This window comes from Marinococcus halotolerans DSM 16375 (genome assembly GCF_000420725.1).
Lineage (GTDB): Bacteria > Bacillota > Bacilli > Bacillales > Marinococcaceae > Marinococcus > Marinococcus halotolerans.
Genome location: NZ_ATVM01000015.1, coordinates 40,725 through 55,703 on the forward strand (window position 1 = coordinate 40,725; position 14,979 = coordinate 55,703).

14 protein-coding genes and 7 tRNA genes are annotated in these 14,979 nt (G+C 48.0%); 13 read left to right on the top strand and 8 right to left on the bottom strand.

Translation table 11 applies throughout. The annotated features are described in order from the left end of the window. Positions 1 to 24: 24 nt before the first annotated feature. Positions 25 to 783, bottom strand: coding sequence for a flagellar motor protein MotB (gene motB, locus G548_RS0111315; protein WP_022794275.1), 759 nt, complete (start codon positions 781 to 783; stop codon positions 25 to 27). Beyond that, positions 776 to 1,588, bottom strand: a complete 813-nt coding sequence (gene motA, locus G548_RS0111320) for a flagellar motor stator protein MotA (RefSeq protein ID WP_022794276.1) — start codon at positions 1,586 to 1,588, stop codon at positions 776 to 778. The genes motB and motA overlap by 8 nt, the downstream gene beginning before the upstream one ends. Positions 1,589 to 1,760: 172 nt before the next feature. On the opposite strand from motA, the gene G548_RS0111325 reads away from it, so the two are divergent. After that, positions 1,761 to 2,618 (top strand): M15 family metallopeptidase, encoded by an 858-nt coding sequence (locus G548_RS0111325; RefSeq protein ID WP_022794277.1) that lies wholly within the window; start codon positions 1,761 to 1,763, stop codon positions 2,616 to 2,618. Positions 2,619 to 2,647: 29 nt separating this feature from the next. On the opposite strand, the gene prpB is transcribed toward G548_RS0111325, so the two are convergent. From prpB to G548_RS18025, 5 genes are all read right to left on the bottom strand, one after another. Next, positions 2,648 to 3,565: a methylisocitrate lyase gene (gene prpB, locus G548_RS0111330; protein ID WP_022794278.1), complete on the bottom strand. Its 918-nt coding sequence runs from the start codon at positions 3,563 to 3,565 to the stop codon at positions 2,648 to 2,650. Between the two features lie 14 nt (positions 3,566 to 3,579). Beyond that, a complete protein-coding gene (locus G548_RS0111335) occupies positions 3,580 to 5,013 on the bottom strand; it encodes a bifunctional 2-methylcitrate dehydratase/aconitate hydratase (protein WP_027847372.1) in 1,434 nt (477 codons plus the stop codon). Between the two features lie 8 nt (positions 5,014 to 5,021). After that, positions 5,022 to 6,140, bottom strand: coding sequence for a citrate synthase (gene mmgD / locus G548_RS0111340; protein ID WP_022794280.1), 1,119 nt, complete (start codon positions 6,138 to 6,140; stop codon positions 5,022 to 5,024). Positions 6,141 to 6,256: 116 nt separating this feature from the next. Next, entirely contained in the window at positions 6,257 to 6,913 is a 657-nt protein-coding gene (locus G548_RS0111345) for a GntR family transcriptional regulator (protein ID WP_022794281.1), read from the bottom strand. Between the two features lie 85 nt (positions 6,914 to 6,998). Then, positions 6,999 to 8,375, bottom strand: a complete 1,377-nt coding sequence (locus tag G548_RS18025; RefSeq protein WP_022794282.1) for an MFS transporter — start codon at positions 8,373 to 8,375, stop codon at positions 6,999 to 7,001. Between the two features lie 321 nt (positions 8,376 to 8,696). Between G548_RS18025 and G548_RS0111355 the strand changes: the two genes are divergently transcribed. The 10 genes from G548_RS0111355 to G548_RS0111400 all read left to right on the top strand — a co-directional run bounded on the left by G548_RS0111355 (position 8,697) and on the right by G548_RS0111400 (position 13,164). Then, on the top strand, positions 8,697 to 9,479 hold the full coding sequence (locus G548_RS0111355) for an alpha/beta fold hydrolase (RefSeq protein ID WP_022794283.1): 783 nt from the start codon (positions 8,697 to 8,699) through the stop codon (positions 9,477 to 9,479). Then, on the top strand, positions 9,472 to 11,064 hold the full coding sequence (locus G548_RS0111360; RefSeq protein WP_022794284.1) for a Mur ligase family protein: 1,593 nt from the start codon (positions 9,472 to 9,474) through the stop codon (positions 11,062 to 11,064). Before G548_RS0111355 ends, G548_RS0111360 begins: the two co-directional genes overlap by 8 nt. Positions 11,065 to 11,085: 21 nt before the next feature. Beyond that, entirely contained in the window at positions 11,086 to 12,294 is a 1,209-nt protein-coding gene (locus G548_RS0111365; protein ID WP_022794285.1) for a D-alanine--D-alanine ligase family protein, read from the top strand. A gap of 165 nt (positions 12,295 to 12,459) precedes the next feature. Beyond that, positions 12,460 to 12,534: transfer RNA gene (locus tag G548_RS0111370), tRNA-Glu, on the top strand. A gap of 47 nt (positions 12,535 to 12,581) precedes the next feature. After that, a tRNA-Thr gene (locus G548_RS0111375) sits at positions 12,582 to 12,657 on the top strand. 5 nt (positions 12,658 to 12,662) lie between these two features. Further along, positions 12,663 to 12,747 (top strand) — tRNA-Tyr (locus tag G548_RS0111380). 7 nt (positions 12,748 to 12,754) lie between these two features. Then, positions 12,755 to 12,830 (top strand) — tRNA-Lys (locus G548_RS0111385). A gap of 23 nt (positions 12,831 to 12,853) precedes the next feature. After that, positions 12,854 to 12,928, top strand: a tRNA-Gly gene (locus G548_RS0111390). 61 nt (positions 12,929 to 12,989) lie between these two features. Beyond that, positions 12,990 to 13,063, top strand: a tRNA-Gly gene (locus tag G548_RS0111395). 25 nt (positions 13,064 to 13,088) lie between these two features. Next, positions 13,089 to 13,164, top strand: a tRNA-Ala gene (locus G548_RS0111400). Positions 13,165 to 13,293: 129 nt separating this feature from the next. Here the strand turns inward: G548_RS0111400 and G548_RS19710 are convergent. After that, the gene (locus G548_RS19710; protein WP_084687339.1) at positions 13,294 to 13,518 is read right to left on the bottom strand and encodes an aspartyl-phosphate phosphatase Spo0E family protein; all 225 of its coding nucleotides are present in this window, start codon (positions 13,516 to 13,518) and stop codon (positions 13,294 to 13,296) included. A 233-nt stretch (positions 13,519 to 13,751) separates the two neighbouring features. On the opposite strand from G548_RS19710, the gene sigW reads away from it, so the two are divergent. Further along, positions 13,752 to 14,318, top strand: coding sequence for an RNA polymerase sigma factor SigW (gene sigW, locus G548_RS0111410; protein WP_022794287.1), 567 nt, complete (start codon positions 13,752 to 13,754; stop codon positions 14,316 to 14,318). A gap of 17 nt (positions 14,319 to 14,335) precedes the next feature. Next, positions 14,336 to 14,974, top strand: a complete 639-nt coding sequence (locus tag G548_RS18030) for an anti-sigma factor family protein (RefSeq protein ID WP_022794288.1) — start codon at positions 14,336 to 14,338, stop codon at positions 14,972 to 14,974. Positions 14,975 to 14,979: the final 5 nt, after the last annotated feature.

The window sequence follows — 14,979 nt, forward strand, 5'->3', positions numbered from 1 at the left end:
AGCCAGTTTTTGGTTGGGTAGTTCTTATTCAGAGGAGTCGTTTTGATTACGTGGAAGAATCAATACCTCCACGCGCCTGTTCTGGGCACGGCCCTCTTCGGTATCATTAGAAGCAACCGGCTCAAACTCGCCGAACCCCTTGGCACTGAAGTCTCTTGGGTCGAGGTCAGGATTTTCGAGCACAATTTCCATAAAATGCACTGCCCGCATGACGCTGAGTTCCCAGTTTGTGCTGAAGTCTGCATTTGCGATAGGGGTGTCATCCGTATGGCCACTGATAATAATGTTGCGCGGAGGGTTTAGTACCAGCAGCTCGGACATATCCTCGGCCGTTTCAAGAGCTTCTTTGCGTATTTCTGCTTCACCAACATTAAATAAAATATTGTCTTTAATAGAGAGGAGCAGCCCATCATCAGAGAGTCGGGTCGTAAACTGGCCTTCAAGCCCCCGTTCATCAATAAAGCCTTCCACTCTTTCCTGAAGCTCGGCAAGTTCGTTTTGGTCCTCTGCCTCTTCGATCGCTGTTGGAGGGCTTTCATCAATATTGTCTTCGGCATTCAGCTCTTCGACAGAGCTTCCGGATTCATTAATACCGCTTCCGCCTGTGAAAACAGAGTTAAAGGAATCGGAGATCTGGTCAAATTTTCGGGCGTCCACTTCACTTGATGCAAATAACACAATAAACAGCGCAAGCAGCAGTGTCAGGAGGTCTGCGTAGGGAAGAAGCCACGCTTCACTGACGTGTTCTTCCTCTTCCTTTTTCCGCTTCCGCCGCCTAGCCATTTTCGGTACCTTCCTTCCATTCGGTTTCCTGGGCTGCTTCCATAATCTTTTCGCGATCCTTCGCCGGCACGTACATTAGAAGCTTTTGTTCAATCGTTTTTGGCGGCTGTCCCTCCTGCACCGATAATACCCCTTCAATCATGACGCTGCGGACATGGATTTCGTGCTTGGATTTGCGCTTAAGTTTATTGGCAAAAGGGTGCCAGAGCACATAGCCGGTGAAAATACCGAGAAGGGTGGCAACGAAGGCAGCACTGATCGCTTCTCCGAGTTTATCGATATCAGACATGTCGGCAAGCGCCGCAATGAGACCGACTACAGCACCGAGCACGCCGAGTGTGGGAGCGTAGGTTCCTGCCTGGGTAAAAATAGAAACGCCTGTTTGATGACGGGATTCAATGGCTTCCAGCTCTTCGCTCATAATGTCACGGATAAAATCTGAATTCTGCCCGTCCACCGCCATCGTCATGCCATTACGGAGAAAGGGGTCCTGAATGTCTTGAACATCCCCTTCGAGAGCCAGAAGACCTTCCTTTCTTGCTGTCTGCGCCCAGCTGGAGAACATGGGAACAAGCTGCGCGACGCTCCATTCGTTTTGGTTTTTAAATAAAACACCGAAAAGCTTCGGCACGTTTTTTAATTCGTTACCAGGGAAAGCAATCACTACGGTGGCGATTGTGCCTCCAAAAATAATCAATAAAGCGGCCGGGTTCAGCAAAGAAATGAGCTCCATCCCTTTAATGGCGATACCGCTCATGATAGCTGCGAAAGCTATAATAATACCGATGATTGATGCCTTATCCATACGTATCAATCCCTTTATGTTTGATTCTACTGTTTATATCGGTGCTTGAGATGCTAACATAAAGACGGATGGAAAAATTCATGAGGAAGTAAGGAATAATTAACTAGACAAGCAGACTTGTAAATACTAAACATATGAATAACCGCCTTGATGGCAGGAAAGGATGCCCATGATGAAAAAATGGATGATGGTTGCAGGAATGTCGGGGCTCCTGGTCAGCTCCGGCTGTGCCAATAACGGGGGCGAAGAGAACGGAACTGATGAAGCTGAAGAAACCTCTTCGGGTGCTTCTAAGGAAAACAACGAAGATAGTCAGGAAGCAACAAAGAACAATGCAGAAGAGAATACAGAGGAAGCAGAAAATGACGGACAGTCAGATGCAGGAGAGGATGCACCAGAGACCGAAGAAAACGGGGATTTAAAGAACCCCGCGGCTGTAGATGCTTTAATTAACCGGGAGTATCATCTGCCGTCAGACTATGAACCGGAAAACCTGGTAATTCCGGATGTGGCTTTTCCATTTGAAGGAGAGCCTCAGAAAAAGTATATGAGAGAGGAGCCGGCAGTGCAGCTTGAGAACATGTTCGCGAAGGCTGAAGAGGAGGAGATTGAGCTTTCGGCTGTGTCGGGATACCGTTCGTATGACCGTCAGGAAAGTATATTTGCCGCTAACGCGGAAAAAGACGGGGAAGAAGAGGCGAATAAATATAGTGCAAGGGCCGGGGAGAGTGAGCATCAAAGTGGCCTGGCGATGGACGTGAGTGCTGCATCCGTCGGCTATTCGTTAACGACAGATCTCGGTGACACAAAAGAGGGAGAATGGCTTGAAGAAAATGCGCATGAATACGGCTTTGTAATCCGCTATCCTAAGGATAAAACGGAGATTACCGGCTATCAGTATGAGCCCTGGCACGTACGGTATGTAGGGGAAGATTTAGCGGGAACGCTTCACGAAAACGACTGGGTGATGGAACAATATTACGGGGAAGAGTTCGAAAAAGATTCATCAAACAGCGAAGAAGACAAATAAAGCCTGGGGGCTTCCCCAGGCTTTATTTTTTAATTTTCATCGATTGTCGGCAGCTCAGTTTTTGCGATCTTTTCATCTAAAGCTTCGTAATCGTAATACGAAATCGTGCGGTACAGCTCTTCGCGCGTCTGCATATCCTCAAGCATATCCTTTTGGGTGCCTTTATCATGAATTTCCTGAAAAACTCGTTCAACGGCTTTGGCTGCGGCCCGCAGGGAAGTAACCGGATAGATAATCATATTAAATCCCCATGATTCGAACTGGTCCGCATGATAATAAGGGGTGCGGCCAAACTCGGTCATGTTAGCGAGCAGCGGCGTGCTGGAGAGACTCTCTCCGGCCCGTCGGAAATCCTCCTCTGCGGAGAGAGCTTCCGGGAAGATGCCGTCTGCGCCGGCTTCCTGGTACAGGGCGGCCCGTTCCATAGCTGCATCCATACCTTCCACGCCCTTGGCGTCTGTGCGGGCAATAACGGCGAGCGTCGGAGCAACTTCTTTGATGACTTTGATTTTCTGCACCATTTCTTCGGCGGAAACTAATTTTTTTCCGTTTAAATGGCCGCATTTTTTCGGAAGTTCCTGGTCTTCAATCTGTACGGCGGCCACCCCGGCTTCGGTCATTTCCCGAGCGGTGCGTGCTACGTCGAGTACTCCCCCAAAACCGGTATCAATGTCAACTAGCAGAGGGAGCTTTGCTGCTCGCACAATATCCCGGGCCCGTTCAGCGACTTCATGGGAATGAATGATGCCAAGGTCCGGCAGTCCCCGGCTCGCTGTATAGGCAGCGCCGGATAGATATAAAATATCAAAGCCGGTGTTTCTGGCGATCAGTGCAGACATGCTGTCATGAACGCCGGGAATTTTTACCGCCGGCTTCTGCTTAATACGGTCACGAAATAATTGGGCGAGTTCCTTTTGGGAAACAGGTTCTTCGGTTAACCAACTCAATGTAGTTCCTCCTTTTAGTAAACCCAGTCTGACATAAAATGATGAACAGGAGTTTCTGTCAGCCGGTCATAATCGAGCATTTGTTCCAGAAGCAGGGCGGCCTGTTTCGGCGGATAGTGGGCATTTAGATTCTGCCGGCATTTTTCGATAATCTGCGGCTTGGCTTCTTCCCGGCGGCGCTGGTGGCCGAGCGGGTATTCCACTTCTACTGGGTCTGTGCTTGTACCGTCCATAAAGTGTACCTGCACCTGGTTGGGAATGGAACGCTTGGATGGATCCAGATAATCCCCGGTGTACTGTTTGTTTTCTTTAACGATCATTTTGTTCCGGAGCTGGTCAATCACAGGATTTGCGGCAGCGGAATCTTCATAGTGATCAGCGTCAAGCCGGCCGAAGATCAAACCGACGGCTGTCATATACTGCAGGCAGTGATCACGGTCTGCAGGGTTTTGCAGCGGGCCGGTTTTATCGATAATACGGATGGCAGCTTCATGAGTGACAATATCGATGCGCTCAATATCCTGCAGCCGTTCTTTTACCTCCCCGTGCAATTCAATCGCGGCTTCCACAGCAGTTTGGGCATGGAATTCAGCCGGGAAGGAGACTTTGAACAGGACGTGTTCCATCACATAAGCATCCATTTTCGGCACAGAAAGCTCCTCGCCGTTCATCATTACATCCTGAAAGCCCCAGCCTTTAGCAGAAAGAGCGGTAGCATACCCCATCTCCCCCTTCACAGCCATTAAGGCGAGACGGACACCACGGCTGGTGGCGTCACCGGCGGCCCATGATTTACGGGAGCCGGCGTTAGGATAATGGCGGTAGGTGCGGAGACTGGAATTATCCACCCAGGCGTTGGAAAGCGCGTTGATCATTTCCTGCTTACTGCCGCCGAGCATGTGGGTAACCACCGCCGTGGTAGCTATTTTAACGAGAAGTACGTGGTCGAGCCCGACCCGGTTAAAGCTGTGGTTTAAAGCGATGGACCCCTGAATTTCATGGGCTTTTACCATGGCGGTTAAAACGTCGTGCATCGTGAGGGGATTTTTGCCTTCTGCCACGCGCTTTCGGCTTAAATAGTCGGCGGTGGCAAGAATGCCCCCGAGGTTATCGGAAGGGTGGCCCCATTCTTTGGCAAGCCATGTATCGTTATAATCGAGCCAGCGGATCGCGCAGCCGATATTAAAAGCAGCATGCACCGGGTCGAGTTCAAACTGGGTGCCTGGCATGCGTGCGCCGTTCGGGACGATAGTGCCCGGCACAATAGGTCCGAGATGCTTGGTGCACTCCGGGTATCTTAACGCCAGGATTCCTGCCCCTAACGTATCCATTAATACATAGCGGGCGGTATCATACGCCTCACTGCTTGAAATATCCTGGTCATATACATAGTCGGCGATGTCGGTCAGTAAAGCATCCGTCTGCTGCATTGTCTGGTTCATTTTCATTTCCTCCTTTAGGTTAACGTGATGCCCCGTGGGCCGGTGTAGTTGACTCTCGGGCGGAACAAGCGGTTATTGCTGTGCTGCTCGATCACATGAGCTCCGAGTCCGGCGGCCCGTGATGCAAAAAAGATAGGCGTATACAGATCGATCGGGATGCCGAGCAGATAATACACCGGCGCTGCGTAGTAGTCGAGGTTCGGATGCAGTCCTTTTTCTTCTGCAATCAGCTCTTCACCGCGTACGCACATATCATACAGGTCCATACGATCCTGTTTTTCAGCGAGTCGGTGCAGCGATTTTTTCATCAGCTGGGCACGCGGGTCCATTTTTTTCATATACACCCGGTGGCCAAATCCCATGATGCGTTCTTTGTTAGCCAGCTTTTCCCGGAAAAGACGCTCCACTCCGTCCGGGGTGCCGGCTTCAAGCAGCAGATGCATAACGGCTTCGTTGGCGCCACCGTGCAGCGGTCCTTTCAGAGAAGCCACTGCGCCCGTAAAGGCACCATACATATCGGCCTGGGTGGAGGCAATCACCCGGGCTGCGAATGTTGAGTTTGGCATTTCATGCTCAATATAAGCCACAAGCGACTGGTCAAACACGTCGGTTTCCAATGCTGTTGGCGTTCTCCCGGTGAGCATGTGAAGCATGTTGGCACTAAAAGACATGGAAGGGTCTGGAGGTATCAGCGCTTCCTGCTGCTGTGTACGATAACTGCCGGCCATAATGGCAGGGATAGCACCTAGCAGTTTTTCCGCTTTTTTTTGATTGGCTTCTAGAGAATGATCATGCATGTGCTCCTCTGAGCCGGCGAGCATGGAAATACCGGTACGCAGCATATCCATGGCGCTCATCGAAGCAGGAAACAATGAAAAGGACGAAGTGAGGGCTTCCGGCAGCTCGAGCTGTTGATAAAGGCGGTCCTGAAACGATTCCTTCTCTACTGTTTTTGGAAGAGAGCCGTAGAGAAGCAAATGAGCAACATCCAAAAAATGACGATTTTCCGCTAGTTCAATAAGGTCGTAGCCGCGTATAACAATTTGTTCCTGCTCGACATCAAGATAGGAAATTGATGTCTCGGCAGCAATAACCCCTTCAAGGCCGGGGCTGTACTCGTTTTCTGCAGACATAGTGGTGCCTCCTTTATTTTTAAAGCGTTTTCAAAAACGGTTAAAAATATAAGTTGCTTCTTTGTATAATTGTATACAATTATTTGGAAAAAGGCAAAACCCTTTTCGCCAAACTCCTAGGAAGAAGAAATATGAAATTCAAGCGTTTCTTTCGTAGAAGAGAGACTTCTGCGAATATGGGCACGCATGTAATACTCAGCCGCCGGGCCGTCTTTTTGTTCGATAGCGCCGAGTATTTTTTCGTGTTCAGATACTGGAGTGTCGATTGTATATTCTGGGTGGCGGTAGCCACTGAGTCGCCGGTATCTTTCGAGGCGACTGTTCAGCTGGTTTAAAAACTGGACCGCGGTGGGCGAAGCGTGTTCATACAATAAATGATGGAAGCGGCTGCCGTAGGTAATGGAAGTAAATCGTTCATCTGCCTCAGCCATATGCAGAAGCGCCTCTTTCATAGCTGCTACAGATTCAGTGGAGGCCCGCATGGCAGCTTCTTTAGCCACAAGCCCTTCGAGCGCTTCCCGGACGGCAAAAATATCGACGGCTTCTTCAATACTGAGCGCCTGGACTTCCATACGGCCATTCGCTTTTTTTACAATTAATCCTTCGAGCTCGAGACGGTAGAGAGCCTGACGGAGCGGCGTACGGCTTACTGCGATTTCTTCAGTTAACTGTTCCTCGCGAAGCGCCTGCCCCGGGGAATAATGAAATTCAATGATGTTTTGCTTTAAAGCTTCATAGGCTAAATCGCTTACGGATACACGGCGTCTCTGCACAGGCAGTCGCTCCTTTCAGTTTGATTTTATCTATTATAGCAAAAAAGAGACCGGCGCCGGGCCGGACTCTTTATTCGGGGTTCTTCTACGACCGGGGTTCGACCCGGAAGGCACGGAAGGTGTACGTAAACATGGCAAGGGCAAATAAGGAAATCAGGGTCAAAGCGAGGTAAACGTTGGAATAAATGGCGCTGCTGCCTCCGGAAGCAAACGGGTTCAACGAAGTGGTCACGCCCTGAATTCCGAGCACAGCTCCAAAGATGGCACTGCTGAAAGCTCCGGCCATGAAGTTCATCAGGTTGAACATACCGATGCCGACGCCTGTTTCATTGTCTTCAAGAACAGAAGACAAAATGTTGGCGGTCGAGCTCTGAATGAGTGGGAATCCTATATAAGCAATAATCAGGACAACAGAAACAGCGACCGCGGAAACGCCGGCAAATCCGGAAAGCAGCATGGTTCCAAAAGCAATGAAAACCAGGGCGGCGATAACGACTACCTTTGGTCCGTGGCGGTCCGCAAGGTCGCCCCCGGTGCGTCCGAGAAAGCCGGCAAGGATTGCTCCCGGAAAGATAACAAGGCCGATCTGCGTAGTGGAAAGTTCATACAGCTCTCTGGTCATCAGCGGAATGATAAACAAAAGGCCGAACATGCTGCAGACGCCGAGAAAACTCGTCAAAATAGTAACCGTATAGTATTTGTTTCTCAAAAGGGACGGGCGTATAAATGGATCGTCCGCTTTTGCCGTCCGGACAGCGAAAACAGCCATGAAAACGATAAATAGAAGAAGAAAGCTCCATTGAAGAGTAGTAACAAACAATAAAATTCCGGCTATTGCCACCCCGAAAAGAGCAGCACCTAAATAATCGATAAACCCGGAACGTTTTTCTTCATCCGGCAGCCATTTTCTAAGAAAAGGGAGAGCTAAAAGCGATAGAATAGAAAATAAGAACAAATAACGCCAGCTGAGCCACCCCCCGAGCAGCCCGCCAACAATTGGCCCGACGCCCGAAGCAAAGGCTACTGTGGAGGAAATCAGGCCAAATACCCGGCCTTTATCCTCCGGGAAAAAGCGGGCAGGTATCACAAACCCGAGTGCGGGAATGGTTGCTCCGCCTGCCGCCTGAAGCACCCGGGCGACGAGAAGCATGGCAAAGCTTTGAGAAAAAAGGCCGAGCGTGGCCCCGGCGGCAAAAAGAATGATGCCAAAGGTGAGCAGAGCTTTAATGGAATAAAAGTCTGCTAGTTTTCCGTACATCAGGGCCCCGATAGCGTAGACCATAATGTACGAGGTAAGTACCCAGCTGACCTGGGAGGAAGAGATGCCGAAGTACGACTGGATATCCGGAATGGCCACGTTAAACATGGTGCCGTTCATAACCGCAATGGTTAAAATCAGAGCCACCAGAAAAATAAGCTTCTTTTTCTGGGCCGGGCCAACATGTAAGGATTCATTCGTCATAAAAATTCACGCTTTCTATTGTTAGTTTCAGGGAATTTGGTTTTGTATGGAACTATCATATACTAACTGAAACAAAACCCGGAGACAAATATAATGAACGAAGCTGCACCGGTGCCTCGTTGAATCACAAAGTCGTCATTCTCGTCTTTAAGATTATGTGATAATATAAAGTGGTGGATTTGTGTATACGAAAAATCATTGAGAAGTGTGTCTCAGCTGACTTTTTACTGTATTATAAAGACTTATTACATAGGGTACGGCTATAAATGACAGGTCTGCCTCATGCAGACTATAGAAAAATTAGAATAGGAGAGTCTCACTGTGTATATAGATATAGATGGGGTTAACGTGAACTACCATGTGTCCGGCGAAGGGGAAGATGTCGTCTTATTACATGGATGGGGCGCAAACATTCAAGCATTTGCCCCCGTGCATCAATCGCTTGAAAAAAACTTCCGGGTCTGGTCGATTGATTTTCCGGGCTTTGGTCAAAGCGGGGAGCCGCCTGAATCCTGGACGGTCGGTGACTACACCGAAATGTTGAAAAAATGGCTGCAGAAAACTGGCATAGAAAACCCGATTCTTATCGGACACTCCTTCGGAGGCCGGGTTTCGATCAAGTACGCAGCAGACAACCCGGTGAAAAAAATTATTCTGGTGGACAGCGCGGGCGTAAAGCCAAAACGAAAGCTGAAATATTACGTGAAAGTATATACGTACAAAACCTTTAAAAAGCTGCTGAAGCTGCCTGGATTAAAAAGCCGGGAGCAGGAAATTCTCGATAAAGTTAAAGGCCGGGTGGGGTCGGCGGATTATCAAAATGTTTCCGGTGTGATGCAGCAGACGATGGTGAAGGTGGTCAATGAAGACCTCCAGCACCATTTTGAGCATGTTACGCCTCCAGTGCTGCTCGTATGGGGAGAAAATGATGAGGCTACTCCTGTATCAGACGCCAGGATCATGGAACAGAAAATGCCAAATGCGGGTCTTGTGGTATTGCGCGGGGCCGGCCATTATTCGTACATTGACAATTTAAATGAGTTTTTAATCATTATTGACCACTTTTTAAGAAACGAAGAGCAGGAGGCCGCACAGCATGATTAACACTATATTAGCAATTTTATACCTGGCGGCTTGGGCATTTTACACTGTGCGCTTTACGAAACGAAGCACACATATGCTCCAGCAGAATTCCTACAAGAACGAGCGCTTCTGGGGATGGATTAAAAGCCATGCTTCAAGGGCATTTCCGATCCGGAACACGATCGGGCTTGTAGCTGTTGTGCCGTTTCTGTTCGGAGCAGAAGCACTGGGACTGATTATTGGCTTTCTTTACTTTCTATTTATGGCTCTGACTATGCCGAAGCTGAAGGAAAAGAAGGCGCTGGTAGTCACGGCACGGGTGAAACGGCTGTTTATCACGATCGGTATTCTCTTCGCGCTGTTTACTGCAGCAGGTCTTTTGCTCGGTAACACGGCTTTATTTTATACGTATGGATGGCTCGTGTTTTTAACAGTCATCGCGACGATCCTTACGTATTTTATTACGATGGGCGCAAACTATATTAACTATCCAATGGAACGAAAAATCAGCCAGCATTACGTCAATGATGCAGAGCGAATTATCAAATCGATGCCGGACCTTGAAGTAATAGGCATCACGGGAAGCTACGGAAAGACAAGCACAAAGCATATGCTTGAAACAGTGCTTTCCTCTGAATTTAATACGCTGATGACGCCGGAAAGCTACAATACACCGATGGGTGTGACGAAAACGATCCGGACGATGCTAAAGCCGTACCACGAAATCTTTATTGCTGAGATGGGTGCGAAAAGGCCGGGAGACATCGAAGAAATCTGTGACATTGTGCACCAGCGGTACGGCGTTTTAACTGCGGTAGGCGAGCAGCATCTCGAAACATTCAAAACGCTCGATAATATTAAAAAAACCAAATTTGAAATTGTCGAAACGCTTCCACAGGAAGGTACTGCTTTTGTGAACAAAGACGATGAAAACATTATGAGCTACGAGCAGCAGAATCAGTGCCGGACAATTTACTACGGCATCGATGCCGAAGATCTGCATTACCGGGCTAAAAATATTGGATACTCTTCCAAAGGGACGACATTTACCGTGGTAAAATATGACGGGACCACTGCAGAGATTCAGACCAAGCTGCTCGGCCGCCATAATATTTATAATATTTTAGCAGCCGTGGCTATTGGTTCTGAGAAGGGCATTTCGTTTGAAAAAATAGCGAGAGCGCTGCGGAAGGCTCAGCCGGTGGAACACCGTCTGGAGCTGAAAAAAACGAACGGTAACATTACGATTGTTGATGACAGCTTTAATTCCAATCCGGTTGGCTCTAAGATGGCCATGGAAGTATTAAGTCATATGCCGGAATACAAAATTGCCATAACCCCGGGGATGATTGAGCTTGGGGAAAAAGAATATGAATTAAATAAAGCGCTCGGTACTTACATGGCAGATGCGTGTGATTTCATTATTTTGGTCGGGAAGAAACAGACGGTGCCGCTTCAGGACGGATTAAAAGAAAAAAATTATCCAGAAGAGCAGCTGTACGTTGCCTCCGATCTTCAGGACGCCCTGGCAAAAATGAACGAAATCGCGACCCAGCCATCCGTGGTACTGCTTGAAAATGACCTTCCGGATTCATTCAACGAGTAAAGACATAGGGAGTGGAATAATATGAAAACGAGAATAGGAGTATTTTTCGGGGGCATATCTGTCGAACACGAGGTTTCTGTCATTTCAGCTGTACAGGCTATGGAATCCATGGATGAAGACCGGTACGAAATTGTCCCGATTTATATCAGTAAAGAACGCAAATGGTACACCGGTGATATTTTAAGGGACATTGAAGCCTACAAAGACATGTCGAAATTATTGAACGAAGCTCAGCAGGTGCTGATCACATACGGTGAGGAAGACAATGTAGTGCTTCAGAAAAAGCCTGCACCTAAATTCGGCAAAAAAGAAGTGGCAGCCATTGATGTTGCTTTTCCAATTGTTCACGGAACGTTCGGCGAAGACGGCGCGCTTCAGGGGCTGTTTGAGCTTTACGGTCTGCCTTATGTCGGCTGCGATGTAGCCTCTTCGGCCGTGGGTATGGACAAGGTGATGATGAAACAGATTTTGAGAGACTCCCGTCTGCCGGTACTAAATGATGTATGGTTCTACAGCAACCACTGGGCAGAGGATACTGAAAGTGTTATTGCCATGATTGAAGAAAGTGTTCCGTATCCGGTAATTGTAAAGCCGGCTAACCTTGGCTCAAGCGTCGGTATCGGCACGGCAAAAAACCGGCAGGAATTGGAGCAGGCGGTTGAGGAAGCCACTGAATTCGCAGGAAAAATTCTAGTGGAAAAAATGCTCGAAGGTATGACAGAGGTGAACTGCTCTGTTGTAGGTGACTACGAAGATGTGGAAGCGTCGGTAATCGAAAAGGTACTCAAAACAGATGAAATATTGAGCTATAAGGACAAATACCAGGGCGGCAAAAACGGAAGTTCTTCCAAGGGGATGGAAGCGACAGACCGGGAGATTCCGGCGCCCATCACTGAAGAAAAAGCAGGTGAAGTACGGGAGCTTGCCAAGGACACGTTCCAAATTCTTGGATGCAGTGGTGTCTCCCGAATTGATTTCCTGATTGAGGACAGTACCGAAACAGTATTTGTGAATGAAATCAATACGATCCCGGGCTCGCTTTCCTTCTATCTCTGGGATCCGGCTGGAAAAAGCTACAGCGAATTGATTCACCAGCTGATTCAATTGGCGTTAAAGCGGAAACGGGAAAGAGAAAGACTGACGTTTTCGATCGATTCCAACCTGTTTTCTCTTCAAAGCGGCCAGGGCAGCAAAGGCGGCACAAAAACAGGAACATCATCCAATCGGTAATAATTGTTCAGCCGGCCTGATAGAAGGGCCGGCTTTTTATATGCCGACAGAATAAAACGGGAAAATATCAAACTTTTTTGAATATAGTAATTTGGTTGCAAGAGAGAAAAAAATGCTTTAAAATACTTTACTGTAGCAATGAAAGAAAAGCTTCATGCAGTTTATGGCCCGTTGGTCAAGTGGTTAAGACACCGCCCTTTCACGGCGGTAACACGGGTTCGAATCCCGTACGGGTCACCATACATAAAGCTGTTTTTGCCGGGAGGCATATATCAGGTTTTCCACACGCCGGTCTAGCTCAATTGGTAGAGCAACTGACTTGTAATCAGTAGGTTGGGGGTTCAAGTCCTCTGGCCGGCACCATATGTGGAGGGGTAGCGAAGTTGGCCAAACGCGGCGGACTGTAAATCCGCTCCTTCGGGTTCGGCGGTTCGAATCCGTCCCCCTCCACCATTTATACGAGCCATTAGCTCAGTTGGTAGAGCATCTGACTTTTAATCAGAGGGTCGGAGGTTCGAATCCTCCATGGCTCACCATTGTAATTTTCATGCTTTGAACTGCGGAAGTAGTTCAGTGGTAGAACACCACCTTGCCAAGGTGGGGGTCGCGGGTTCGAATCCCGTCTTCCGCTCCATTATTTGACGAGCAGGGTAAGCAGTGATAGTATGAATAATATTGATTTGTATATAGATTGTGCGGGTGTAGTTTAGTGGTAAAACCTCAGCCTTCCAAGCTGATGTCGTGGGTTCGATTCCCATCACCCGCTCCATTTTTGTTATATCAAATATGCTCAGGGGGCCTTAGCTCAGCTGGGAGAGCGCCTGCCTTGCACGCAGGAGGTCAGCGGTTCGATCCCGCTAGGCTCCACCAAACAACACGAACGTATTCAGCCTGATGGGCTGATTTTTTTATGTCCATTTTAAGAATTTAAATCTCCCAGGGGTGAATGTCTTGAAGAATCATGGTAGAATACGCGGACATAGAAAAACTCTTATGCATTTAGGAAGAGTGCATAAGAGTTCTACGGGATATAAGCTCATATTTATTTAAAAGAACATCGAGTTCCTTACTTAAAGCCAGGACATCATCCGAAATCAGGGAAGCCGTATGATCGGAAGTCAGTTGATGGAGTCTGTCTCTTGTTTGTTCTATCTCCTGCCGTAAATATTGTTGAGACAAACGTTCTTCACCTCCTATTTTATTCGTGTTTACATTATTACCCATTTTACCTCATTTTCAAAGGTATTTATGCCATATTTTCCAAAATGTGACTATGGTTCTAGAGGGTGCATAAATAGTAATATGGATAAAGATAGGGGAGCGAAATCATGTTACAATTGGCTGAATTGAAAAAATTACCATAATAAAGATGGGTTAAGCAGCCGAATGCTGTTAAATAAATGAAACGGATAGACCCATTGAACGTATGTATAGTCCCACGAGGTGGAGGTCGCCAAATGGATGCAACAGTGAAACGGCTAGTGAAAGAAGTGAAAAAAGACGGGGATCAGGACGCTTTCCGGGAACTGGTTGATTTGTATAAAGACAAGGTATATCAAATCGCCTACCGGATGGTGGGCAATGCCTATGAAGCTCAGGATATGGCTCAGGAAGCTTTTTTAAGAGCATATGCCAATATTGAAAGCTATGATGAAAATAGAAAATTCTCCACCTGGCTTTTCCGTATTACTACAAATCTTTGCATTGACCGTCTTCGTAAGAAAAAACCGGATTATTCCCTGGACGCAGAAATACCCGGAGCGGAGGGCCTTGATGGATATTCGCAGCTTTCTTCGCCAGACAAGCTGCCGGATGAACAAGTCGTGACGATGGAAATGCAGGAATGGGTGCAGGAAGGAATATTGAAGCTTCCCCCGAAATACCGGACAGCTATCGTCCTTCGCTACATTGAAGATCTTTCGATTCAGGAAATCAGTGACATACTGGAGCTTCCCGAAAATACGGTGAAAACGCATGTGCACAGGGGGCGCGAAGCTTTAAGAAAACATTTGGGGAACACGTGAATGAGGGGGGTGGGACCATGGCTTTAAACGAGCGGGAGGAAGAGTACATCCAGCGCTACATTGACGGTGATATGGATGAAAGTGAAAAAGAAAAGTTCCATACGTACATCAAAGAAAATCCGGAATGTGCGCACCGTCTCCAGGAGTTGAAGCGGACAGTGACAATAGTGCAGGGAACTTCGCACGTTTGGGCTCCAGAAACGTTTACCGACAGCATCATGAAAGAACTGCCTAAGAAAAGAAAACGGAAAGCCTGGAAATCATGGTCCAGGCAGCATCCAGTGCTGGTTGCAGTTTCCATGTTTATTGTGCTGATGGCTTCAAGCGTGCTGTTTGCCTGGAATGATCAGTCGGGGGCTGAGATGACGGTTACTGGCGACCGGGAGAATGTAAATATTGATTACGATAACAAGGCAGTAATCATACCGGAGGATGAAACGGTTCAGGGGGATTTAACCGTTCGAAACGGAGAAGTTGATGTACACGGAAACGTAAATGGGGACCTTACGGTGATTAACGGGGAACCCTACATGGCTTCGGCCGGGAGTGTTTCCGGCAATATCGAGGAAGTGGACCAGGTGCTTGAATGGATCTGGTACCATACGAAACGGATAAGTCAGGAAGCCTGGCATATGGATGATGACGAAGCGGCATAATACTG

What these genes read in the sequence shown, in the direction of transcription:
- motB (WP_022794275.1), bottom strand. Translation starts at nt 783, where the DNA reads ATGGCTAGGCGGCGGAAGCGGAAAAAGGAAGAGGAAGAACACGTCAGT.
- motA (WP_022794276.1), bottom strand. Translation starts at nt 1,588, where the DNA reads ATGGATAAGGCATCAATCATCGGTATTATTATAGCTTTCGCAGCTATC.
- G548_RS0111325 (WP_022794277.1), top strand. Translation starts at nt 1,761, where the DNA reads ATGAAAAAATGGATGATGGTTGCAGGAATGTCGGGGCTCCTGGTCAGC.
- G548_RS0111335 (WP_027847372.1), bottom strand. Translation starts at nt 5,013, where the DNA reads ATGAAAATGAACCAGACAATGCAGCAGACGGATGCTTTACTGACCGAC.
- mmgD (WP_022794280.1), bottom strand. Translation starts at nt 6,140, where the DNA reads ATGTCTGCAGAAAACGAGTACAGCCCCGGCCTTGAAGGGGTTATTGCT.
- G548_RS18025 (WP_022794282.1), bottom strand. Translation starts at nt 8,375, where the DNA reads ATGACGAATGAATCCTTACATGTTGGCCCGGCCCAGAAAAAGAAGCTT.
- G548_RS0111360 (WP_022794284.1), top strand. Translation starts at nt 9,472, where the DNA reads ATGATTAACACTATATTAGCAATTTTATACCTGGCGGCTTGGGCATTT.
- G548_RS0111365 (WP_022794285.1), top strand. Translation starts at nt 11,086, where the DNA reads ATGAAAACGAGAATAGGAGTATTTTTCGGGGGCATATCTGTCGAACAC.
- G548_RS19710 (WP_084687339.1), bottom strand. Translation starts at nt 13,518, where the DNA reads ATGGGTAATAATGTAAACACGAATAAAATAGGAGGTGAAGAACGTTTG.
- sigW (WP_022794287.1), top strand. Translation starts at nt 13,752, where the DNA reads ATGGATGCAACAGTGAAACGGCTAGTGAAAGAAGTGAAAAAAGACGGG.
- G548_RS18030 (WP_022794288.1), top strand. Translation starts at nt 14,336, where the DNA reads ATGGCTTTAAACGAGCGGGAGGAAGAGTACATCCAGCGCTACATTGAC.